Origin of the sequence: Maritimibacter sp. HL-12 (assembly GCF_900177545.1) — a bacterium.
Lineage (GTDB): Bacteria > Pseudomonadota > Alphaproteobacteria > Rhodobacterales > Rhodobacteraceae > Sinisalibacter.
The window spans coordinates 1693772-1715003 of record NZ_FXBQ01000001.1 but is presented as its reverse complement, the minus strand read 5'-3'; the positions used below and the strand labels follow the sequence as shown (position 1 = coordinate 1715003).

Sequence of the window (21232 nt, the reverse complement as noted above, 5' to 3'; positions counted from 1 at the left end):
CTCCCATGGCTGAACCTGCAACTGCCGTTACCAGCTGCCTCGCCCCGATCGACAAGACCGGCCTTGACGGCCTGATTGCGAAGGGCAAGGAAAACCCGCAGGCGATCAAGACCCTGACGTGCAAGACCGTTGCCGAAGGCCGCTTCCGTCACGCCAACTACATCCGCGATCTCGCGCCCTACATCGTCGATGAGCCGCCCGCGCTGCTGGGCGACGACACCGCGCCGAACCCGTCGGAAGCCTCTCTGGCCGCCCTTGGCTCCTGCGTCGCCGTGGGTCTGCACGCCAATGCCGTGGCACGCGGCATCACCATCCAGAAGCTTGAACTCTCACTTGAGGGCGATCTCAACATCACTGCCGTCTGGGGCACCGGCGACGTGTCGGAAAAGCCCGTCGGGTTCACCGATGTGCGCATCAAGGTCGATATGGAAGCGGATTGCCCGCAATCGGAGATCGACGCGCTGATCGAGCACGTCACGCAATGGTCGCCGGTGTTCAACACCTTCTCGCGTCCGGTGAACATGATCGCCGAAAGCGTCTGACCCCGGTTTCCGCCCGCGATGCGCGACGCGGGCGGGCCTCCTCCCCCAATTTGTTTCCACGGAGCCCAAGATGAACATCGCTGCAACACCCACCGCCCTCAACGCCGACGAGGTCGCCCGCATCACCGCCGAAGAGCTTTTCCCGATCGTTCGCAAGATCGACGACGAGCGCAGCTACCCAGAAGCGATCATCCGCGCCTATGGCAAGGCCGGTGTCTACGGCACCCATATCGGCGGCATCGACGCCCCGACCGATCTGAGCAATGCGATCCTGACCATGGCGACCGCATCGGAAGCCTGCCTCTCGACGGGTTTCTGCGTCTGGTGCCAGGATACGCTGGCCTGGTATATCGCATCTTCCGACAATGATTTCCTCAAGTCGGAGGTGTTGCCGAAAGTGGCCAAGGGCCAGTCCTTCGGCGGCACCGGCATGTCGAACCCGATGAAGGCGATGGGCGAGATCGAGCCGATGCGCCTGAAGGGTGAGCGCGTCGAGGGCGGTTACAAGGTCAAGGGCATGTTGCCCTGGGTCTCCAACCTCGTCGAAGACGGCTATTTCGGCTCGATGTTCCATGTCGATGTCGAGGGCTCCGACACGCCCAAGCGGGTGATGGCGATCTTCCATGCCGCATGGGACGGCGTGAAACTCAAGCTCGACCACGACTTCGTCGCGATGGGCGGCACCGCCACCTGCAACGTGCAGATGCGCGACGTCTTTCTGCCGGACGCGTACATCCTCGGTGATCCGGCCGACGATTTCATCACCCGGATTCGCTCCGGCTTTACCCTGCTGCAATGCGGGATGGCCGCTGGCATCATCAAGAACTGCATCGACCTGATCAAGCAGGTCGAGGCACCGCTTGGCCACGTGAACCGGTATCTCGAGGTACAGGCCGGCGATCTGGAGGCCGAATACAACGCCGTGGTCAGCGATGTTCTCAACATGGCCAAGACGCCTTACGACACCTCGGATGCCTTCTACCTCCGGGTCCTGAAAGCGCGCCTCGATGGCGGCGAACTGGCGATGAAGGCCGCTCACTGGGCACAATTGCACACCGGTGCCCGGGGATACGTGACCCATGGCGCAGCTCAACGCCGCCTGCGCGAGGCCTATTTCATCGGCATCGTAACCCCGGCCACGAAGCACCTGCGCAAATTGATCGCAGAATTCGAGGCCGCCTGAACCTTGCCGTGGGCACTTGTCTGCTGCCCACGACCCCCCGGTCCGGGGTTCACTCCCGGACCCGACGCAATTTCTCACAGAACGGAGACAACAGATGACCACCCGTGCAGAACTCACCGAGAAGATCGTTGCGCACAAAACCTACAACGGCATCAAGTGGGCCGATGTCGCCGCTTCGGTCGGCCAGTCGAAGGAATGGGTGACCGCCGCCTTGATGGGACAGATCTCGCTGTCGAAGGAGCAGGCCGAAAAGGCCGGAAACGCGCTCGGCCTGAATTTTTCCGAGGAAGAGATCGCGCTCCTCATGACCGTGCCCTACCGCGGCTCGCTGCCCAGCGCGGTGCCGACCGATCCACTGATCTACCGACTCTACGAGATGGTGAATGTCTACGGAACGACAATGAAGGCGCTGATCGAAGAAGAGTTCGGCGATGGCATCATGTCGGCGATCGACTTCACCATGGACATCTCGCGCGAGGCGAACCCGGCAGGGGATCGCGTCAAGATCGTGCTCGACGGCAAGTTCCTTGGCTACAAGATGTACTGAAACGGGCCGGGGCGGGGCGACCCGCTCCCCCCGGAAAGGTTTTCCATGAAACCCATCGTCATCGTCGGCGCGGGCCAGGCCGGGTCCGCGCTCGCCGCGAAACTGCGCGCGCTTGGCAGCGAAGCCCCGATCAGGCTCGTCGGTGCCGAGCCGGTGCCGCCCTACCAACGCCCGCCGCTCTCGAAGAAATACCTTCTGGGCGAGGTCGAGCGCGAGAGGCTCTACCTGCGGCCCGAGAGTTTCTATGAGGATGCCGGGATCGAACTGGTCACCGATACGCGGGTGAAGGCGCTGGATGCCAACACCCTTGCCGTGGCGTTCGAGGATGGTGCCTCGATCGCCTGTTCGGCGATCGCCCTCTGCACGGGGGCGGAGCCGATCCGGTTGCCGGAAGCGGTCGGCGGCACGCTCGGCGGTGTCTTCACGATGCGCAGCCTGTCCGATGCCGACGCACTGGTGCCAGCGTTTCGCGCCGGGGCGCGTGTCCTGATCGTCGGAGGAGGGTATATCGGGCTTGAGGCGGCGGCCGTCGCCGCGAGCCGGGGGCTTGAGGTCACGCTGGTCGAGATGGCGCCGCGCATCCTCGCCCGCGTCGCCTGTGCCGAGACCGCGGCCTGGTTCAAGGCGCTGCACGAAAGCCATGGTGTCGAGATTCGCGAGGGCGTCGGGCTTCGCGCGCTGGTGGGCGATGGCACGGTTCGATCCGCGATCCTGAGCGACGGCACCGAACTTCCGGTCGATCTCGTCGTGGTCGGCATCGGTGTGCGGCCGGAAACCGCGCTCGCCGAGGCCGCCGGGCTTGCCATAGAGAACGGAATCCGGGTCGACGCGTTTGGCCGGACCTCCGAGCCGGGCATATTCGCGGCGGGCGATTGCGCCTCTTTCCCGTGGAACGGCGGACGCATCCGGCTGGAATCCGTGCCCAACGCCATCGAGCAGGCCGAAGCTGTTGCCGCGACGATCATGGGCGTCGGGGCGGCTTATGTCGCGCGGCCATGGTTCTGGTCGGACCAATACGACGTGAAACTGCAAATCGCCGGGCTGAACTCTGGCCATGACGCGGTGATCGTGCGGCCGGGCGACAAGCCCGGCAGCGTTTCGCACTGGTATTTCGCGGGACCGCGCCTTCTGGCCGTCGACGCGATGAACGACCCCCGCGCCTACATGACCGCCAAACGCATGATCGAGGCCGGGCAGTCTCCAATGCCTTCCGCCGTCGCAAACCCGGCGGTGCCACTCAAGTCCCTGCCAACGGCAGATGCCCTATTGACGGAGCAGCCATGATTGCCCTGACTTTCGTGACCCACGACGGCAACCGCGTGGAAACCCTGGCGCGGGCCGGAACCACGGTGATGGAGGCCGCCCGCACGGCGAATGTTCCCGGGATCCTCGCTGAATGCGGCGGGGCCTGCGCCTGTTCGACCTGTCATGTCTATGTCGATCCGAACTGGTTGCCCAAGCTCGATGATGCCGACGAGATGGAGGCCGACCTGCTCGATTTCGTCTGGCAACCCGATGCCGCGCGCTCCCGCCTTGCTTGCCAGATCACCCTGACCGACGCACTGGCGGGCCTGATCGTTGAAGTTCCCGCGAACCAGGGGTGATACTCTGTCCGCCTTCGCGCGGCCCTGCTATGATGGGTCATGCCCGCTCTTTGCCGCGACTGCCTGACCACCTTCGACACCGGCGCGCGCTGCCCCGCCTGCCGGTCGCCGCGCGTGCTGTCGCACCCCGAATTGTTCGAACTTTCCATCGCCCACATGGATTGCGACGCCTTCTATGCCTCGGTCGAGAAGCGCGACGAGCCCACCCTTGCCGACAAGCCGGTGATCATCGGCGGCGGCAAGCGTGGGGTCGTTTCGACCGCCTGTTACATCGCCCGCATTCGCGGGGTGCGCTCGGCTATGCCGATGTTCCAGGCGCTGAAACTCTGCCCCGACGCCGTGGTGATCCGCCCGCGCGGCGCGCATTACGCCGCCGTCTCGCGCCAGATCCGCGCGCTGATGGAGGAACTGACCCCCGCCATCGAACCGCTCTCGCTCGACGAGGCCTTTCTCGACATGACCGGCACCGCCCGGCTGCACGGTGCGCCGCCCGCGGTGATGCTGGCGCGGTTGGTGAAACGGATGGAAGACGAGCTGGGCCTCTCCGGTTCTATCGGCCTCAGCCACAACAAGTTTCTCGCCAAGGTCGCCTCCGATCTCGACAAGCCGCGCGGTTTTTCGGTGATCGGGATGGCCGAGACGGCGGCGTTCCTGCGTGACAAGCCGGTGAGCCTGATCTGGGGCGTCGGCGGGGCCACCCGGGCAAGCCTTGAGCGGGCCGGTATCCGCACCTTCGCCGACCTCCTGCGCTGGGACAAACCAGACCTCCACGCCCGATTCGGTGCAATGGGCGACCGGCTCTGGCACCTTGCACGCGGACAGGACAATCGTCGCATCTCGGCGCATCAAGCGGTGAAATCCATCTCGAACGAAACGACCTTCTTCGAGGACACCGGCGATCCCGACCTGCTCGACGGCCACCTCTGGCGGCTTGCCGAAAAGGTGGCCGACCGCGCCAAGGCCAAGGGCATCGCGGGCCGGGTGGTGACCCTCAAGCTCAAGCGCGCCGATTTTCGCGGCCTCACCCGGCGCCTGTCGCTGCCCGACTCCACCCAGTCGGCCGACCGGATCTATCGCAGCGCCCGCCCGCTGCTCGACACCGCCCTCGCCGAAGCTCCGTTCCGGCTGATCGGCGTCGGCATTTCCGATCTGACTTCCGCCGAAGGCGCGGACCGGCTCGGAGATCTGCTCGACCCGCAGGCCGAAAAGCGCCGGGCCGCCGAACGCGCGACCGATGCGATCCGCGCCCGATTCGGCGAGGGCGCAATCCTCAAGGGCCGCGCGATCCGCTGAGGTCTTTCGCCTACTCCGCAGCCAGCGGCAGGTTTTCGGCGGGACGGCCGATCATTGCGATCTCACCGATGATCCGGTCCAGAACCTTGCGGATAGCGTCAAACCCCTTGTTCGGGCATAGCCGCGCCTCATCCATGTAGAGCGAGCGGTCGATCTCGATCTGGACCACGTGCTGACGCCGCGACGGCCGCCCGTAGTGTTGTGCGGTATAGGCACCGGCAAAGGGCACGTTGCGCGCGACGCGGAATCCGGCGGCCCGAAACGCCGCCTCGATCCGCGCCACGATCGCCCCGTCGGCGGAGGCGCCGAAGCGGTCACCGACGACGATCTCGGGATTGCCGTCCTGCGCGCGGCACAGACTCTCGATCGCCTCGTGCGGCATCGAGTGGCAATCAATCAGGATCGCCTCGCCAAACAGCGCGTGCGATTCGTCGAGCAGGCCCTGAAGCCCCGCATGGTACGGGTGCCAATGCGCGGCAAGCCGCATTTCGACCTCCACCGGCGAGAGCTTGCCTCGATAGATCTCGCGTCCGCCGGCCACGACGCGGGGAATCACCCCCAACCCCGCACTGACGCGCGGATTGTGCCCGCCCCGCTTCACCCCCCGGATCAATGCCGGATCGAGCTCTTCGGCACCGCGGTTGAGGTCGACAAAAGCGCGCGGGGCATTGGCCGCGATCAGGGGCGCACCATGCGCGGGCGCCGCGGAAAACAACAGATCGACAAAGGCATCTTCCGACGACCGGATGGTGCGCTCATCAAGCACGGACCGGCGCAGGAAACTTTGGTCGTAGACCCGACCTGAATGGGGCGAGGCAAAAACCACGCTCGTGCTGCGCCGGATCGGCTGAAAGATCTCGTAGGCCTGGGGCATCGCGCGCACCTCCTGACCGGCACTATAGGAGGATTTTTGCGTCCGCCAAAAGCCCCTTGCGCAGCCGTCGGCAACCTTCTATAGACACGCGAACTGGCGCGGGGATCCCCGCGTCTGTGTGTTTGAATGTCCCGGTCGGGGCGCTCGGGCAAAGATCTCAAGGGGCGATTAGCTCAGCGGTAGAGCACTTCGTTGACATCGAAGGGGTCACTGGTTCGATCCCAGTATCGCCCACCATCGCCGCCCGAAAGGGCAAGAAATTCAACTGGCGCTCCCGGCGCCGCGACAAGAGGAGAAGGGCCATGAAAGTCCGCAATTCGCTCCGCTCGCTGAAGTCTCGGCACCGCGACTGCCGTGTCGTGCGCCGCAAGGGCCGCGTCTACGTCATCAACAAGACGCAGCGCCGGTTCAAAGCCCGCCAGGGCTGAGCTTCGCAACGAGCTGTTCTGAATGGCCGTCGGGGAAACCTGACGGCCTTTCGCGTTTTGGGGAGAATTGCACCCTCGTTTCGGCCAACTCCCCCTTTCCCCCGACGCGTCCGCGCGGTAGCCATGCCCCATGTCACAGATCACCCTCATACGCCACGGCCAGGCCAATTCCGCTGCGCAGGATGAAACCGGCTATGACTCGCTCTCGCCGCTTGGCCACCAGCAGGCCGGTTGGCTTGGGGGTTACTGGCACGACGCGGGCGAGGGCTTCGACCGGATCTATTCCGGCACGCTGATCCGCCATGTCGAGACAGCGGGCGCGATGCAGGCCACGCGATTCGGCGAGGTCGAGGCCGATCCAAGGCTGAACGAGGTCGCCTATTTCGACCTGTCGGCGAGGATGCACGCGCAATACGGCATCCCGATGCCGACGAATCGCGACGAGTTCATTGATCATCTGCCGTTGGTGTTCACCGCTTGGCAGGATGGCAAGATCGAGGGTGCGGGCGAGAGTTTCCTTGCCTTCCAGTCCCGGGTTTCCGACGCCTTACACGAGATCGCCGCGGGCAAGGGCCGCGCCCTGGTGGTCACCTCGGGCGGGCTCATCGCCATGGCGGTGCGGGTTGCCATGGGACTCGAGCTTGGGGCCTTCGCCCGGCTCGCGCTCACCATCATGAACACCTCGGTGCACCAGTTGCACCCGGTCGGATCGGGCCTCACGCTGACGCAGTTCAACGCCGTGCCGCACCTCGCCCGACCCGACAGGCACCACGCGCGCACCTATATCTGAGGAGGGCGGGATGACGCATCTCTGGGTCCGGGCCGAGCAGCGGCCAAACGAGGAACGGGTCGGGTTGACCCCCGAGGGCGCGCGGGCGCTGATCGCGGCAGGGATCCGGGTGAGCGTCGAGCAAAGCGCGCAGCGCAAGATCCCGATCGAAGGTTACCGCGATGCAGGTTGCGAGATCGTCGCAGAGAACGCCTGGCCCGAAGCGCCGCGCGACGCGATCATCTTCGGGCTGAAAGAATTGCCCGACGACGACACGCCGCTGGGTCATGCCCACATCATGTTCGGCCATGCCTTCAAGGGCCAGCACTCCGGCCGCCGCCTGCTCGCGCGTTTCAAGGCAGGGGGCGGCACGCTCTTCGATCTGGAATACCTCGTCGACGAGACGGGCCGCCGCATCGCCGCCTTCGGCTACTGGGCGGGCTTCGCCGGGGCCGCGGTTTCGGTCAAGGCCTGGGCGGCACAGGAGGCAGGCGGGATCTGCAACCCGGTCACCACCTACCCGGACAAGGCCACGCTGGTGGAGGAGTTGCGCGCCGAATTGGCCGCCACCGCGCGGCCTCTGCCCCGCGCCATCGTGATCGGCGCGCTCGGCAGGGTCGGCAGCGGTGCCGGCGATCTCTGCGCCGAGCTTGGCATGGACGTGACCCGTTGGGACATGGCCGAAACCGCGCAAGGTGGCCCGTTCCCGGACATCCTCGACCACGACATCTTCCTCAACTGCATCTTCGCCCGGCCCGGCACTCCCGTGTTCGTGGGCCGCGAGGCGCTCGACCAGCCCCGACGCCTCAGCGTGATCGGCGATGTCGCTTGCGACCCCGACAGCGATTACAACCCGGTGCCGATCTACGATGCGGCGACCGACTGGCAGGCACCGGTGGTGCGCGTCGCCGACCATCCGCCGCTCGACGTGATGGCGATCGACAACCTGCCGTCGTTGCTGCCGGTGGAAAGCTCGGAAGATTACGCGGCCCAGCTTCTGCCTGCACTGCTGACGCTCGGCAATCTCGACGCTGGTGTCTGGGGCCGCGCGAAAGCCACGTTCGATGAAAAGATGAAAGGGATCTGAGATGACGATTCATTGGTGCGGCACCGGCCTTTCGGCGATTCCCGGCCTCAAGCGGTTAATCGAAGAAGGCCGCAATCTCGTGGTCTGGAACCGGACGGTCGACAAGGCGCAAGAGGCGGTCGGGCACCTCACCGACGATATCCGAGCCTTCGATCCCGAAACGCTCGGCGCGGCGCTCGCCCCCGGCGACGTGGTGGTTTCGATGCTGCCCGCCGACTGGCACCTGCCGCTGGCCGAGCTTTGCATCGAGAAGGGCGCGCATTTCGTCTCGTCGTCCTACATCGCGCCGGAAATGCGGGCGCTGGACGAGAAGGCGAAGGCGGCGGGCGTTGCGCTGGTCAACGAAGTCGGCCTTGATCCGGGGATCGACCACCTGATGGCGCATTGGCTGGTTGAGGATTACCGCAAATCCCCCGCATACGATCTGAAAAACACCATCAGTTTCATCTCCTATTGTGGCGGCGTGCCGAAATACACCAACGCCTTCCGCTACAAGTTTTCATGGTCGCCGCTCGGGGTGCTGAAGGCCCTGCGCTCGCCCTCGCGCTCGATCAAGGCGCATTCGGTGCTGGAAGTGGCCCGGCCTTGGGATGCGCTATCGAGCTACGACGCCCCGCTCCCCACGCCAGAAACCTTCGAGGTCTACCCCAACCGGGATTCGCTGCCCTTCATGGCGCAATATGGCTTCGACGAGGCTTGGCCGGTGAAGGATTTCGTGCGCGGCACGCTGCGGCTGGGCGGCTGGTCGGAGGCATGGGCCGACGTCTTCCGCGAGATCGAAACGCTGGAAGGCGCGGCCGGTGACGCCCGCCTCAAGGAAATGTCGGATCAGTTCTGGGCCGAGAACGCCTATGACGAGGGCGAGCCCGACAGGGTGGTGCTCTGCGTCGGGCTCAGCGCCGCACGGGATGGCAACGAGGTCTACCACAAGACCTGGACACTCGACGCCCACGGCGACGACCGCGGCACGGCCATGGCGCGGCTGGTGTCGGTCACCGTCGCGCTCGCCGTCGCCTCGGTGCTCGACCGCGAGATCGGCCCCGGGGTCTCGGCCGCGCCTTCGGATGAACGGCTGGTGCGGCGCTGGCTTGACGCGATCGACACCCAGGCCCAGCACATGCAGCTTGTGGATCACCTCGCCTGAAGTGATCGGGGCGGTTCCTTCAACCGGGAATCGCCCGTCGCGCCCCTATTTCAGGTGGTCGTCGATCAGTTCTTCGGTGTCGTAGCCCAGTTCGTCGAGCCCCGCGGAGAGGTAATCCGAAAGCATTGGAATTCCGAGCAGGTAATCCTCGGTCGGTGCCGTGGCTTCCGCCTTGGCGGTTTCGATCGCCTCATCGAGATCGTCGGCGGTGTAGGTTTCGCGCCCGATCCACATGATCGCCACGAGGCTCGCCTGCTCGTCGGAGTTCAGATCCGAGATATAGCTGCGCAACTCGTCTTCGGTGGCGTCCGATGGCCGGGATTCCAGGATCGAATCGGCCTCGGCGTCGTCCATGGGCGTATCCCAGCGGCCGGTCTTGGCGTCGAGGGTACGGGCACGGATGATGATCCGGGCTACCTTAGAGGGGCTGATTTCGATCATGTCGGCTCCTGTCGTGATCTCATGCCGCTATAGCGCGAAGCCTGCCTCCCCGACAAGGGCACTCACCCTTTCGGAAGCGGCATCACGCTGTCCTCGGCATCCTCCGGCGCGATCTCTTCGAAATCGAAATTGTCGAGCTTGGCCGCCCGTTTGCCGGCCCGTTCCGCCGCGATTCCGATGCCTTCGAGATCAGCCCGGGCCTGGCCGAAATGGGAGTTCAGCTTGTCGACCCGCTCCACCACCAGTTCCACATCGCGGTGCAACTGACGCAGGGTCTTGCGAATCGCCCCGGCCTGCTCACGCATCCGGGCATCCTTCAGGATCGCGCGCATGGTGTTGAGCGTGGCCATGCAGGTGGTCGGCGACACGATCCAGACCCGCTTCTCGAAACCCTCGCGCACGACTTCGGGGTAATTCGCGTGCAACTCGGCATAGACCGCCTCGGAGGGCAGGAACATCAGCGCGCCGTCGGCGGTTTCGCCCTCGATGATGTATTTCTCGCTGATCGCCTTGATATGGGCCCGCACGGCGACGCGCATCGCCTTTGCCGCCTCGTTCACCTCCCATTGCGTATCCGCCTTGCGCAACGCCTCGTAGGCCTCCAGTGGAAACTTGGAATCGATCACGATCGGCCCCGGCGGGTTGGGCAGATGAATCAGGCAATCGGCGCGCTTGCCGTTCGTCAGGGTGGCCTGAAGGCTGTAGCTGTCGGACGGCAGCGCCTTCGAGACGATATCGGTGAGCTGGATCTCGCCAAACGCCCCGCGCGTCTGCTTGTTGGACAGGATATCCTGCAACGACAGCACATCGCCCGAAAGCCGCGTGATGTTTTCCTGCGCCTTGTCGATGGTGGCGAGGCGCTCCTGCAACTGGGTGAGCGATTGCGTCGTCTTTACCGTCGAGCCTTGCAACGACTCGCTCATGCGCTCCTGCATCTCGGAGAGCGACCGCGCCGCGCGCATCGCGTTGTCGTGCAACCGCTCCTGCATCTGCCGCTGCACCTCTGCCAGCCGCGCCTCCATCGTCTGGATCACCTGGGTCTGGGCATTGGCCTGTGCGTCCGACACGCTGCGCAAACCGCCGGTAAGCTGGTCCTGCCCCTGCCCGAGCACCTGCACCGCGTGGCCGAGCCCGCCGATCTGGCGCGAAAGGTCATTGGCCATCCGCGCCGAGCGCCCGGCGCGGGCAACCGCAACGATCAACAGGATCACGATCAGAAGTAGCGCCCCGGCCGCGACGAGCGCGGCCAGAACCAGGGGATCGGAGAGATCCAGGGAAGAGACAGTTTCGGTCATGTCCGGCCAAACAGCCTTTCGATATCGGCCAGCTTGAGTTCCACGTAGGTAGGCCGCCCGTGGTTGCACTGGCCGGAATGCGGCGTTGCCTCCATCTCGCGCAGAAGCGCGTTCATCTCTTCGGGCCGCATCCGCCGCCCGCTGCGCACCGAGCCGTGGCAGGCCGTGGTCGACAAGATCGCCTCGATCCGGGCCTGAAGCGTGTTGGTGCTTCCAAGGTCTGCGAGTTCATCGAGGATGTCGCGGATCAGCGCCCCGGCATCCACCGTGCCGAGGATCGCAGGTGTTTCGCGCACCGCGACCGCGCCGCCACCAAATGGTTCTATCCCGAGACCGAGCCGGGCAAGATCCTCCGCCATCGCGAGAAGCGTTTGCGCCTCGCTCTCCGAAAGCTCGACAATCTCGGGCACGAGCAGCGCCTGACTTGGCACGCCGGTCTCCTCCATCTGGCGCTTCAACTTCTCATAAGTCAGCCGTTCATGTGCCGCGTGGCCGTCGACGATCACCACGCCATCCTCGGTTTGCGCGATGATGTAGTTTTCGTGCACCTGCGCCCGCGCTGCCCCTAGCGGACGCTTCTCATCCGCCCGGCGGTCAACCTCGCTCTCCTCCGGCGCATCCCAGCGCGCCGAGGGCGTGGCCGCTTCGGCAAACCCCGGCTGAACCTCCGGCGCCTGCATCTCATAGGCCATCCGCGCGAGCCCCGGCCCCGGCCTGTCCATCTGGTAAAGGCGCGGCCCGGTCGTTTCAGGACGCATCGCGCCCAGCGTTGCGCCTGCCACCGTGCTCGACGCGCGGTGCCCGGCTTCGGCCAGCGCATGGCGCAAAGCCGAAACGATCAGCCCCCGCGCCACCCCCGGTTCGCGAAACCGCACTTCCGACTTGGCCGGGTGCACGTTCACGTCAACCAGATGCGGATCGCAGGAAAGGAACAGCGCCGCCGCCGGGTGCCGGTCGCGGCTCAGGAAATCGAAATAAGCCGCCCGCAGCGCGCCGACGAGGAGCTTGTCGCGTACCGGCCGACCATTGACGAAGAGGAACTGCGCCACCGCCGCGCCGCGTGAATAGGTCGGCAGCGCGGCATAGCCGGTGAGCCTGAGCCCCTCGCGCTCGGCGTCGATCCTCAGCGCGTTCTCGGCAAAATCGCGCCCCAGCACCCGGGCGAGCCGCCCGGCCAGCGCATCGAACATGTCGCCCGTTTCCGCCGCCGCCTGGAACAGTATCCGCCCCTCGCCACCGCCCGAGACGTCGCGCAGCGCAAACCCGATCTGCGGCTCGGCCATCGCCAGCCGCTTGACCACATCGCCGATCGCCTGCGCCTCGGCCCGGTCCGAGCGCAGGAACTTGAGCCGCGCGGGCGTGGCATAGAACAAATCGCGCAACTCCACCACGGTGCCGGCGGACAGGGCGGCAGGCCGCACCGGGGCGATCTCGCCGCCCGCCACGCGGATCGTCGCCGCCTCGTGACCCGCCGCGCGCGAGGTGATCGCAAGGCGCCCCACTGCGCCGAGCGAAGGCAGCGCCTCGCCGCGAAAGCCGAAGGTGTGAATGTCGAGCAGGTCGGAGCCGTCGATTTTGGAGGTGGCGTGCCGCGCGAGGGCAAGCGCGAGGTCTTCGGGGGCCATGCCCGTTCCATCGTCGGTCACGCGGATCAGCGTCTTGCCACCATCGGCATAAGCCACCTCGATCCGCCGGGCACCCGCATCAATGGCGTTTTCCACCAGTTCCTTGACCGCCGCGGCCGGCCGCTCCACCACCTCGCCCGCCGCGATCCGGTTGATCACGGCATCTTCGAGTTGGCGGATCACCGGGCGGGAAACGCTCATATTGCGGATGGCATCAGTCATGCCACAAGAACTAGCACGCAAGCGGGCGATTCTGCCAGTAGGCGTGGGCGCTCGCGAAGTGCGGGATTGCCGGGCCATAGAACCGAAGGCACTACGGTTAACATCCGCTCGATGAAGGAAGCACCGCCCTCCGAGCGTCGACCGCATTCCACGGCTTCAACCGGCGAATTCCGCCCGCGCGTAGCCTTGAAGGAAGAGCAGCGCCGTCAAGTCGCCGTGATTCACCCGGATATCGCACTCGGCCGCCACCGAAGGCTTGGCGTGCAGCGCCACGCCGGTGCCGGCGAGGCCGAGCATCCCCAGATCGTTGGCACCGTCGCCCACCGCGATCGCCTCCAATGGCGTGATCCCGAGCCGCGCCGCCACCTCCTCGAGCGCCGCGACCTTCGCCGCACGCCCGAGGATCGGCTCCACCACCCGCCCGGTCAGTCTCCCCGCCTCAATCTCGAGCTCGTTCGCACGCGCCTCGTCGAAGCCCAGAACCTCGGCCACGCGGGCAGCGAAAGCGGTGAACCCGCCCGACACCAGGAGCGCATACCCGCCGTTCGCGCGCATCGTCGCCACCAGGTCGCGGCCACCCGGCATATAGGTGATCCGTTCCGCCAGGACCTTGCCGATCACGTCCGCGTCGAGCCCTGCGAGCAGCCCGACCCGTTCGCGCAAGGCACCCTCGAAATCCAGCTCACCATTCATCGCCCGCGCGGTGATCTCGGCCACATGCGCGCCCACCCCGGCCTCGTCGGCCAGCTCGTCGATGCATTCCTGCCGGATCATCGTCGAATCCATGTCGGCGATCAGCAACCGTTTGCGCCGTCCCTCGGCGGGTTGCAGCGCCAGATCGACGCCGAGATTCTGCACATCGTCCCAGACCTCCCAGAGGTTGCCGGGGATCGCGTTCACGGCAAACTCGGCCGCCTCCCCCGGTGCCAGCCAGGTGGCATCCCCGCCCCCCCAGGCATTGCGCAGGTTCTCGACGAGAGAAGCGTCGAGCCCTCCCGGCGCGGCGATGAGCGTGGCGATGAACATGGGCGATCTCCAGTTGCCTGCGCGCGGGCTCTAGCCGATCGCACCTGCAAACACCAGCCTGACGCATCGTGCTTCTTGGGTCCCGAAATACCTTCGGGGGGTCCGGGGGGCAGACAGCCCCCCGGCGCTTGCGGTCGAACCGAAGTTTCCGATCCACTCCACGAGGTGTCGCATCCATTCCCCAAACCGACGCATCCCGGCGATTTTCCCTGTTGTGAAGCCCAAGCATTGCCCGTATCTGCGACGGCGGGACACCCCTCCCCAACGAGGGGCGAATATCTGGAAGGATACCTTTGATGGTCATCGATCAACCGGCAGCGCGCCCGGCCAATCCGCGCTTTTCGTCCGGCCCCTGCGCCAAGAACCCGACTTTCTCTCTCGACAAACTCGCAGATGCCCCGCTTGGCCGCTCGCACCGTGCCGCTGTCGGCAAGGCCAAGCTCCTCGCCGCGATCGAGGGCACCCGCGAGATCCTCGGCATTCCAGCCGACTACCGCATCGGCATCGTGCCCGCTTCCGATACCGGCGCGGTCGAAATGGCGATGTGGTCGATGCTCGGCGCGCGCGGCGTCGAGATGCTGGCGTGGGAAAGCTTCGGCGCCGGATGGGTGACCGACGTTGCCAAGCAACTCAAGCTCGACGCGGTGGTGAAAACCGCCGATTACGGCCAACTTCCCGATCTCGCCTCAATCGATTTCGCCAATGACGTGGTGTTCACCTGGAACGGCACCACCTCCGGCGTGCGCGTGCCGAACGGCGACTGGATCGCCGCCGACCGCGAGGGGCTGACGATCTGCGACGCCACCTCCGCCGCCTTCGCGATGGACCTGCCGTGGGACAAGCTCGATGTCACCACTTTCTCCTGGCAGAAGGTGCTCGGCGGCGAGGCGGCGCACGGGATGCTGATCCTCAGCCCCCGCGCGGTGGAACGGCTTGAGAGCTACACACCGGCCTGGCCGCTCCCGAAGATCTTCCGCATGACCAAGGGCGGCAAGCTGATCGAGGGCATCTTCAAGGGCGAGACGATCAACACGCCGTCGATGCTCGCGGTCGAGGATTACCTCGTCGCGCTCGACTGGGCGCGCTCGGTGGGCGGGCTTCAGGGCCTCGTCGCCCGGGCCGACACCAACGCGCAGGCCGTGTTCGATTTCTGCGATGCAAAGCCCTGGATCGCCAACCTTGCCGAAGACCCGGCGACGCGCTCCAACACCTCGGTTTGCGTCAAGTTCACCGACGACCGGATCAAGGACGGGGCCGCCTTCGCCAAGGCGGTGGCCAAGCGGCTCGAAACCGAGGGCGTGGCATTCGATATCGGTGCCTACCGCGATGCCCCCCCGGGCCTCAGGATCTGGTGCGGCGGCACGGTGGAAACCGCCGACGTGCAGGCCTTGCTGCCCTGGCTCGACTGGGCGTTCAACGCCGAGATCGACGCGCAATAGTCCCCGGGTGGGGGACTGCTCCCACTCGAACCTTCCAAATGCAGGCCCGGCTTCAGTCCGGCACCCGCCCTCAGCAAAGGAGCCCATCATGGCCCCCAAGGTTCTCGTTTCCGACAAGCTTTCCGAAACCGCCGTGCAGATCTTCCGCGATCGCGGCATCGACGTCGACTTCCTGCCCGACCTCGGCAAGGACAAGGACAAACTCCTCGCCGAAATCGGCAAGTATGACGGGCTCGCGATCCGTTCCGCCACCAAGGTCACGGCCGACGTGCTCGACGCCGCGACCAATCTCAAGGTGATCGGGCGCGCGGGCATCGGTGTCGACAACGTCGATATCCCGGCCGCGTCCAAGAAGGGCGTGATCGTGATGAACACGCCGTTCGGCAACTCGATCACCACCGCCGAACATGCGATCGCGATGATGATGGCGGTGGCACGTCAGATCCCCGAGGCCGACACCTCGACGCAAGGCGGCAAGTGGGAGAAATCGAAGTTCATGGGCGTCGAGGTCACCGGCAAGACGCTGGGCGTGATCGGCGCAGGCAATATCGGCGGCATTGTCTGCGACCGCGCCCGCGGCCTCAAGATGAAGGTGATCGCCTATGATCCGTTCCTGAGCGAAGAGCGCGCCGACAAGCTCGGCGTCGAGAAGGTAGACCTCGACGAGCTTCTGAAGCGCGCCGATTTCATCACCCTGCACGTGCCGCTCACCGACAAGACCCGCAACATCCTTTCTGCCGAGAACATCGCCAGGACGAAGAAGGGCGTTCGGATCATCAACTGCGCCCGCGGCGGACTTGTGGACGAGGCCGCGCTGGCCGAAGCCATCAAGTCGGGCCACGTCGCGGGCGCGGGCTTCGACGTCTTCGAGGTCGAACCCGCGAAAGACAGCCCGCTGTTCGGGCTGGCCAACGTTGTCTGCACGCCGCACCTCGGGGCCTCGACCACCGAAGCGCAGGAGAACGTGGCGCTTCAGGTGGCCGAGCAGATTGCCGACTACCTGCTCACGGGCGCCGTGACCAACGCGCTCAACATGCCCTCGGTCACCGCCGAGGAGGCCAAGGTGATGGGGCCGTGGATCAAGCTTGCCGGGCATCTCGGTGCCTTCGTCGGCCAGTTGACCGACGAGCCGATCGAGGAGGTCAACATCCTGTTCGACGGCGTCGTTGCCGAGATGAACCTCAAGGCGCTCGACTGCGCGGTGATCGCGGGGCTGCTCAAGCCGGTGATCTCCGAGGTCAACATGGTGTCGGCCCCGGTGATCGCCGCCGACCGCGGCATCCAGACCTCGATCACCACGCAGGACAAGTCGGGCGTGTTCGACGGTTTCATCAAGCTCACGGTGAAAACCCCCACCCGCCAGCGCTCGATCGCCGGCACGGTGTTTTCCGACGGCAAGCCGCGCTTCATCCAGATCAAGGGCATCACCATCGACGCCGAGATCGGCCAGCACATGCTCTATACCACCAACAAGGACGTGCCCGGCATCATCGGCGCGCTCGGGGCAACGATGGGTGGCCACGGTGTGAACATCGCCAACTTCACGCTCGGGCGCACCGTTTCGGGGGGCGATGCGATCGCGCTGCTCTACGTTGACGCCCCGGTGCCCGCGCCCGTTCTGGAAGAATTGCGCTCGACCGAACTGTTCCAGATGGTCGCGCCGCTCGAATTCGAGGTTTGAGGTCGGGCCCAATAAAACCAAAGCCCCGGTGGAAACGCCGGGGCTTTTTTCTATGCTGCGCCTGAAAGGAGACCCCATGCGAACCTATGCCATCGGAGACATTCACGGCTATCTCGGCGAGCTGAAACGGGCCCACGAGTTGGTCGCGCAAGACCGCGCAGACACCGGCGACAGCTCGGCGCCGGTGATCCACATCGGCGATCTTTGCGACCGCGGACCCGACACCAGGGGCGTGATCGACTTCCTGTTGGCCGGGATAAAGGCAGCCGAGCCCTGGGTTGTGCTCAAAGGCAACCACGACAGAATGATGGCGCGGTTTCTCGAATGGCCCAAGCGGCACGACGAAAACTTGCGCAGCGATCTCCACTGGCTTCATTCCCGGCTCGGCGGCAGCGATGCGCTGGCGTCCTACGGGGTCGATATCACCGCCGATGCCGATACGATCCACCGCGAGGCGCGCGACAAGGTGCCCGACGCACACCAGGCCTTTCTCGATTCCCTGCCGACATCGTATCGCGTGGGTGATCTTTTCTTCTGCCACGCCGGCATCCGCCCCGGTGTGCCCCTCGATCAGCAGACCGAGGACGATCTTTGCTGGATCCGCGACGAGTTTCTGACGAGCCGCGTCGACCATGGACCGCTGATCGTGCACGGCCATACCCCGGTGGAGGTTGTCGAACACCACGGCAACCGTGTGAATATCGACACCGGCGCGGGCTACGGCAGACCGCTGGTGCCGGTGGTGATCGAAGGGCGCGACGTTTGGGCGCTGACGGAGGCGGGGCGGGTCAAGGTTGTGCCGGAATAGCGCAACCATTGAGCCCAAGGTTGCCTTCCGGGCGACCGGGACGCAGGAAAAAGCCCCGGCGTTTCCACCGGGGCTTTCGCGTTTCAGCAGGTGGTCAGGCGATCATTCGTCGCCGTCGTCACCCTTTTTCTTCTTCGGCTCCTCCGGCAGTTCCTCGCCGGTTTCCTGGTCGACCATCTTCATGGCGAGGCGCACCTTGCCGCGATCGTCGAAGCCGAGTAGCTTGACCCAGACTTCCTGGCCTTCCTTCAGCACATCCGAGGGATGGTTGAGGCGGCGGTTCTCGATCTGGCTGACGTGCACGAGGCCGTCGCGCTTGCCGAAGAAGTTCACGAAGGCACCGAAATCGACGATCTTGACGACGGTGCCCTTGTAGATCGCGCCTTCCTCGGGCTCGGCCACGATCGCGTGGATCATGTCATGTGCCTTCTTGATCGCTTCCGCGTTCGGGCTGGCGATCTTGATCACGCCGTCGTCGTTGATATCGACCTTGGCACCCGACACTTCCACGATCTCGCGGATCACCTTGCCGCCCGAGCCGATCACTTCACGGATCTTGTCGGTCGGCACGGTCATCGTCTCGATGCGCGGCGCGTGTTCGGAAAACTCGGTGCGACCCTCGGTCAGTGCCTTCGACATCTCGCCGAGGATGTGCAGACGCCCGGCCTTGGCCTGGGCCAGCGCCTTTTCCATGATTTCCGGCGTGATGCCGGCAACCTTGATGTCCATCTGCAGCGAGGTGATGCCCTTCTCGGTGCCGGCGACCTTGAAATCCATGTCGCCGAGGTGGTCCTCGTCGCCAAGAATGTCGGACAACACGGCATAGGCACCATCATCTTCCAGCACGAGGCCCATGGCCACGCCCGCAACCGGCGCTTTCAGCGGCACGCCCGCGTCCATCATCGAGAGCGACGAGCCGCAGACCGTCGCCATCGACGACGAGCCGTTCGACTCGGTGATCTCGGACACGAGACGGATGGTGTAGGGAAAGTCGGTCGCCGCCGGGAGCACGGCCTGAAGCGCGCGCCAGGCGAGCTTGCCGTGGCCGATCTCACGACGACCCGGAGGGCCAACGCGCCCCGCTTCACCGACCGAGTAGGGCGGGAAGTTGTAGTGCAGCAGGAAGGGCGACTTGTAGGTGCCGGTGAGCGCGTCGATCATCTGCTCGTCGTCGCCGGTGCCCAGCGTGGTCACCACCAGCGCCTGGGTTTCGCCGCGGGTGAACAGCGCCGAACCATGGGTGCGCGGCAGCAGGCCGACTTCCGAAACGATATCGCGGATCTCGTCGAGAGCGCGGCCATCGATGCGGGTTCCGTTTTTCACCACGTCCCCGCGCAGCACGGCGGATTCGAGCTTTTTCAGCGCCGAGCCGAGGTTGGCGTCTTCTTGCTGCTCCTCGGTGAGCGCCTCGATGATCGCCTGCTTGGCTTCGCTGATCGCCGTGGTGCGCTCCTGCTTGTCGCGGATCGCGTAGGCGGCACGGATCTTCTCTTCCCCGGCAGCTTTCACCGCCGCATAGAGATCGGAGTAATCCGGCGGGGTGAACTCGAAGGGCTCTTTGGCCGCGTCTTCGGCCAGGTCGATGATCAGGTCGATCACCGGCTGGATCTGCTCATGCGCGAAGTTGACCGCGCCCAGCATCTCGGCTTCGGACAGCTCATAGGCTTCCGATTCCACCATCATCACCGCGTCCTTGGTGCCGGCCACGACCAGATCGAGGCGCTGCTCGGAATTGCTGCGAAGCTGGTGCATGTCGTCGATCGTCGGGTTGAGGATGTATTCGCCATCCTCGTAGCCAACGCGGCAACCTGCGATCGGGCCCATGAAGGGCGCGCCGGAAATGGTGAGCGCCGCCGAGGTGGCGATCATCGCCACCATGTCGGGATCGTTCACCAGGTCATGGCTGAGCACCGTGCACATCACCAGCACTTCGTTCTTGAAGCCGGGGACGAAGAGCGGGCGGATCGGACGGTCGATCAGGCGGGCGGTCAGCGTTTCCTTCTCGGTCGGCCGCGCCTCGCGCTTGAAGAAGCCGCCGGGCACCTTGCCCGCGGCATAGTATTTTTCCTGGTAGTGGACCGTGAGCGGAAAGAAATCGAAACCGGGTTTCGGCTGCTTTGCGAAGGTCACGTTGGCCATGACGGAGGTTTCGCCCAGCGTGGCGATCACCGACCCGTCGGCCTGACGGGCCACCTTGCCCGTCTCGAGGGTAAGCGTTTCCTCACCCCATTGCATGGATTTGCGAGTAATATTGAACATGTAGCGTTTCCTGTAAGGGAGCACTCCCGCCCCTGCGGGTCTCCCATTGAAATGGCGGCCCCATTGCCGCCGACCCCTATCATCCTGTTCGAGCGCCGGGGTCGAGGCGCTGCGTCTCAGATGTGGGGGCCATACAGGAAAAGTGGGCGTGGGGGAAGGGGGTTGGGTCTTGGCGCCACTTAATGCCGACAAGCCCATTGACGTCCGGAGGCCTGTACGTTAATTCCGTATTATTGTACGTAATAACCGGAAAAGTTACGGAGGCGGGAAATGGTACCGAAAAGCGAGCGCTTCGAGATGAGACTCGACGTTGATCTTCTCGAAAGGATCGACCGATGGAGCGATGGGCAGCGAGATCAACCGTCTCGGGCCGAAGCAGTGCGCCGTCTAGTGGAAATGGGCTTGGCCCAAAGCGAAACCGACTTTCGGCCATCCAGCGTTGAGAAAGTCACGCTCTGGATGCTTGCGGAGCTGCTAAAGAACGCAACCGACGAAGGAAAGACAGCCGACCTAGTTCAAGAATCCATCTACGGTGGTCACTACTGGGCGTTGAATTGGGAACTGAATGGCATTTTGCATGACCATGTTGACAGCAAACAGGCCCTTGCTGAAGTGGTTGATGTACTCGACATGTGGAACTTCATCGAACGCGCCTTCGAAAAGCTAGATGCCGAGGACAAACAGACCATCGAAGAAGCCGTGGGTCCCACTGGCAGGGACCCAAAGTTCTTCGGATTCGACGGGAATCACGAAGTTGAACACATGGGAATCGCACAGTTCTTGGTGAACAAACTCGGTCGATTTGAGCGATTCAAAGGGCGTTCCATGAACTCGCACATGCCGACCGTTCAACGATACCTGACAATGCACGGAGTCTTCTCGTACATCCGCCAAAAACTGATTCACCGAGAGCTAAACACAAACGAACTAATCGAAATCTTGAAGCGAGAATGAAGAGCTAATGA

General features: G+C 64.8%; 20 protein-coding genes and 1 tRNA gene. 15 read left to right on the top strand and 6 right to left on the bottom strand.

Features of this window, described 5'->3' with window-relative positions; genetic code table 11:
- Positions 1–5 precede the first annotated feature (5 nt).
- The 6 genes from B9Y97_RS08530 to B9Y97_RS08505 all read left to right on the top strand — a co-directional run bounded on the left by B9Y97_RS08530 (position 6) and on the right by B9Y97_RS08505 (position 5169).
- The gene (locus tag B9Y97_RS08530) at positions 6–542 is read left to right on the top strand and encodes an OsmC family protein (RefSeq protein WP_085526341.1); all 537 of its coding nucleotides are present in this window, start codon (positions 6–8) and stop codon (positions 540–542) included.
- A 70-nt stretch (positions 543–612) separates the two neighbouring features.
- A complete protein-coding gene (locus B9Y97_RS08525) occupies positions 613–1725 on the top strand; it encodes an acyl-CoA dehydrogenase family protein (protein WP_085526340.1) in 1113 nt (370 codons plus the stop codon).
- A gap of 94 nt (positions 1726–1819) precedes the next feature.
- Entirely contained in the window at positions 1820–2272 is a 453-nt protein-coding gene (cynS, locus tag B9Y97_RS08520) for a cyanase (RefSeq protein WP_085526339.1), read from the top strand.
- 45 nt (positions 2273–2317) lie between these two features.
- Complete coding sequence (locus tag B9Y97_RS08515) at positions 2318–3556, top strand: NAD(P)/FAD-dependent oxidoreductase (RefSeq protein WP_085526338.1); 1239 nt, start codon at positions 2318–2320, stop codon at positions 3554–3556.
- A complete protein-coding gene (locus tag B9Y97_RS08510; RefSeq protein ID WP_085526337.1) occupies positions 3553–3876 on the top strand; it encodes a 2Fe-2S iron-sulfur cluster-binding protein in 324 nt (107 codons plus the stop codon). The genes B9Y97_RS08515 and B9Y97_RS08510 overlap by 4 nt, the downstream gene beginning before the upstream one ends.
- A 39-nt stretch (positions 3877–3915) precedes the next feature.
- Positions 3916–5169, top strand: coding sequence for a DNA polymerase IV (locus B9Y97_RS08505; protein ID WP_085526336.1), 1254 nt, complete (start codon positions 3916–3918; stop codon positions 5167–5169).
- A 10-nt stretch (positions 5170–5179) separates the two neighbouring features.
- Here B9Y97_RS08505 and B9Y97_RS08500 read toward each other — a convergent pair whose 3' ends face one another.
- On the bottom strand, positions 5180–6043 hold the full coding sequence (locus B9Y97_RS08500) for an N-formylglutamate amidohydrolase (RefSeq protein WP_085526335.1): 864 nt from the start codon (positions 6041–6043) through the stop codon (positions 5180–5182).
- A 162-nt stretch (positions 6044–6205) separates the two neighbouring features.
- Here B9Y97_RS08500 and B9Y97_RS08495 point away from each other — a divergent pair.
- The 5 genes from B9Y97_RS08495 to B9Y97_RS08475 all read left to right on the top strand — a co-directional run bounded on the left by B9Y97_RS08495 (position 6206) and on the right by B9Y97_RS08475 (position 9471).
- Positions 6206–6280 (top strand) — tRNA-Val (locus B9Y97_RS08495).
- A gap of 65 nt (positions 6281–6345) precedes the next feature.
- Positions 6346–6471 (top strand): type B 50S ribosomal protein L36, encoded by a 126-nt coding sequence (gene ykgO / locus B9Y97_RS08490; RefSeq protein WP_028287243.1) that lies wholly within the window; start codon positions 6346–6348, stop codon positions 6469–6471.
- A 130-nt stretch (positions 6472–6601) separates the two neighbouring features.
- Positions 6602–7261 carry a histidine phosphatase family protein gene (locus B9Y97_RS08485; RefSeq protein WP_085526334.1) on the top strand — a complete coding sequence of 220 codons (660 nt, stop codon included), beginning with the start codon at positions 6602–6604 and terminating at the stop codon, positions 7259–7261.
- Between the two features lie 10 nt (positions 7262–7271).
- Complete coding sequence (locus tag B9Y97_RS08480; protein WP_085526333.1) at positions 7272–8327, top strand: saccharopine dehydrogenase; 1056 nt, start codon at positions 7272–7274, stop codon at positions 8325–8327.
- Position 8328: 1 nt separating this feature from the next.
- A complete protein-coding gene (locus tag B9Y97_RS08475) occupies positions 8329–9471 on the top strand; it encodes a saccharopine dehydrogenase C-terminal domain-containing protein (RefSeq protein WP_085526332.1) in 1143 nt (380 codons plus the stop codon).
- A gap of 45 nt (positions 9472–9516) precedes the next feature.
- On the opposite strand, the gene B9Y97_RS08470 is transcribed toward B9Y97_RS08475, so the two are convergent.
- From B9Y97_RS08470 to serB, 4 genes are all read right to left on the bottom strand, one after another.
- On the bottom strand, positions 9517–9912 hold the full coding sequence (locus tag B9Y97_RS08470; protein WP_085526331.1) for a DUF3775 domain-containing protein: 396 nt from the start codon (positions 9910–9912) through the stop codon (positions 9517–9519).
- A gap of 62 nt (positions 9913–9974) precedes the next feature.
- Positions 9975–11207: a DNA recombination protein RmuC gene (locus B9Y97_RS08465; protein WP_085526330.1), complete on the bottom strand. Its 1233-nt coding sequence runs from the start codon at positions 11205–11207 to the stop codon at positions 9975–9977.
- Entirely contained in the window at positions 11204–13054 is a 1851-nt protein-coding gene (gene mutL / locus B9Y97_RS08460; protein ID WP_085526329.1) for a DNA mismatch repair endonuclease MutL, read from the bottom strand. The genes B9Y97_RS08465 and mutL overlap by 4 nt, the downstream gene beginning before the upstream one ends.
- A 156-nt stretch (positions 13055–13210) precedes the next feature.
- A complete protein-coding gene (gene serB / locus B9Y97_RS08455) occupies positions 13211–14080 on the bottom strand; it encodes a phosphoserine phosphatase SerB (protein ID WP_085526328.1) in 870 nt (289 codons plus the stop codon).
- Between the two features lie 296 nt (positions 14081–14376).
- Here serB and B9Y97_RS08450 point away from each other — a divergent pair, with 296 nt between their 5' ends.
- The 3 genes from B9Y97_RS08450 (at position 14377) to B9Y97_RS08440 (ending at position 18008) form a co-directional block, all read left to right on the top strand.
- A complete protein-coding gene (locus B9Y97_RS08450) occupies positions 14377–15519 on the top strand; it encodes a phosphoserine transaminase (protein ID WP_085526327.1) in 1143 nt (380 codons plus the stop codon).
- 88 nt (positions 15520–15607) lie between these two features.
- Positions 15608–17200 carry a phosphoglycerate dehydrogenase gene (gene serA / locus B9Y97_RS08445; RefSeq protein ID WP_085526326.1) on the top strand — a complete coding sequence of 531 codons (1593 nt, stop codon included), beginning with the start codon at positions 15608–15610 and terminating at the stop codon, positions 17198–17200.
- A gap of 76 nt (positions 17201–17276) precedes the next feature.
- Entirely contained in the window at positions 17277–18008 is a 732-nt protein-coding gene (locus B9Y97_RS08440; protein WP_085528178.1) for a metallophosphoesterase family protein, read from the top strand.
- A gap of 102 nt (positions 18009–18110) precedes the next feature.
- On the opposite strand, the gene pnp is transcribed toward B9Y97_RS08440, so the two are convergent.
- Positions 18111–20267: a polyribonucleotide nucleotidyltransferase gene (pnp, locus tag B9Y97_RS08435; RefSeq protein ID WP_085528177.1), complete on the bottom strand. Its 2157-nt coding sequence runs from the start codon at positions 20265–20267 to the stop codon at positions 18111–18113.
- 270 nt (positions 20268–20537) lie between these two features.
- On the opposite strand from pnp, the gene B9Y97_RS08430 reads away from it, so the two are divergent.
- Positions 20538–21221, top strand: coding sequence for a YfbU family protein (locus B9Y97_RS08430; RefSeq protein WP_085526325.1), 684 nt, complete (start codon positions 20538–20540; stop codon positions 21219–21221).
- Positions 21222–21232 lie beyond the last annotated feature (11 nt).

Bases quoted from the DNA above. Each gene is read 5' to 3' on its own strand.
- B9Y97_RS08450 (WP_085526327.1), top strand. From the start codon at position 14,377: ATGGTCATCGATCAACCGGCAGCGCGCCCGGCCAATCCGCGCTTTTCG.
- B9Y97_RS08515 (WP_085526338.1), top strand. From the start codon at position 2,318: ATGAAACCCATCGTCATCGTCGGCGCGGGCCAGGCCGGGTCCGCGCTC.
- ykgO (WP_028287243.1), top strand. From the start codon at position 6,346: ATGAAAGTCCGCAATTCGCTCCGCTCGCTGAAGTCTCGGCACCGCGAC.
- B9Y97_RS08500 (WP_085526335.1), bottom strand. From the start codon at position 6,043: ATGCCCCAGGCCTACGAGATCTTTCAGCCGATCCGGCGCAGCACGAGC.
- serA (WP_085526326.1), top strand. From the start codon at position 15,608: ATGGCCCCCAAGGTTCTCGTTTCCGACAAGCTTTCCGAAACCGCCGTG.
- B9Y97_RS08530 (WP_085526341.1), top strand. From the start codon at position 6: ATGGCTGAACCTGCAACTGCCGTTACCAGCTGCCTCGCCCCGATCGAC.
- cynS (WP_085526339.1), top strand. From the start codon at position 1,820: ATGACCACCCGTGCAGAACTCACCGAGAAGATCGTTGCGCACAAAACC.
- B9Y97_RS08440 (WP_085528178.1), top strand. From the start codon at position 17,277: ATGCGAACCTATGCCATCGGAGACATTCACGGCTATCTCGGCGAGCTG.
- B9Y97_RS08505 (WP_085526336.1), top strand. From the start codon at position 3,916: ATGCCCGCTCTTTGCCGCGACTGCCTGACCACCTTCGACACCGGCGCG.
- B9Y97_RS08465 (WP_085526330.1), bottom strand. From the start codon at position 11,207: ATGACCGAAACTGTCTCTTCCCTGGATCTCTCCGATCCCCTGGTTCTG.
- B9Y97_RS08525 (WP_085526340.1), top strand. From the start codon at position 613: ATGAACATCGCTGCAACACCCACCGCCCTCAACGCCGACGAGGTCGCC.
- B9Y97_RS08510 (WP_085526337.1), top strand. From the start codon at position 3,553: ATGATTGCCCTGACTTTCGTGACCCACGACGGCAACCGCGTGGAAACC.
- pnp (WP_085528177.1), bottom strand. From the start codon at position 20,267: ATGTTCAATATTACTCGCAAATCCATGCAATGGGGTGAGGAAACGCTT.
- B9Y97_RS08430 (WP_085526325.1), top strand. From the start codon at position 20,538: ATGGTACCGAAAAGCGAGCGCTTCGAGATGAGACTCGACGTTGATCTT.
- B9Y97_RS08470 (WP_085526331.1), bottom strand. From the start codon at position 9,912: ATGATCGAAATCAGCCCCTCTAAGGTAGCCCGGATCATCATCCGTGCC.
- B9Y97_RS08485 (WP_085526334.1), top strand. From the start codon at position 6,602: ATGTCACAGATCACCCTCATACGCCACGGCCAGGCCAATTCCGCTGCG.
- mutL (WP_085526329.1), bottom strand. From the start codon at position 13,054: ATGACTGATGCCATCCGCAATATGAGCGTTTCCCGCCCGGTGATCCGC.
- B9Y97_RS08475 (WP_085526332.1), top strand. From the start codon at position 8,329: ATGACGATTCATTGGTGCGGCACCGGCCTTTCGGCGATTCCCGGCCTC.
- B9Y97_RS08480 (WP_085526333.1), top strand. From the start codon at position 7,272: ATGACGCATCTCTGGGTCCGGGCCGAGCAGCGGCCAAACGAGGAACGG.
- serB (WP_085526328.1), bottom strand. From the start codon at position 14,080: ATGTTCATCGCCACGCTCATCGCCGCGCCGGGAGGGCTCGACGCTTCT.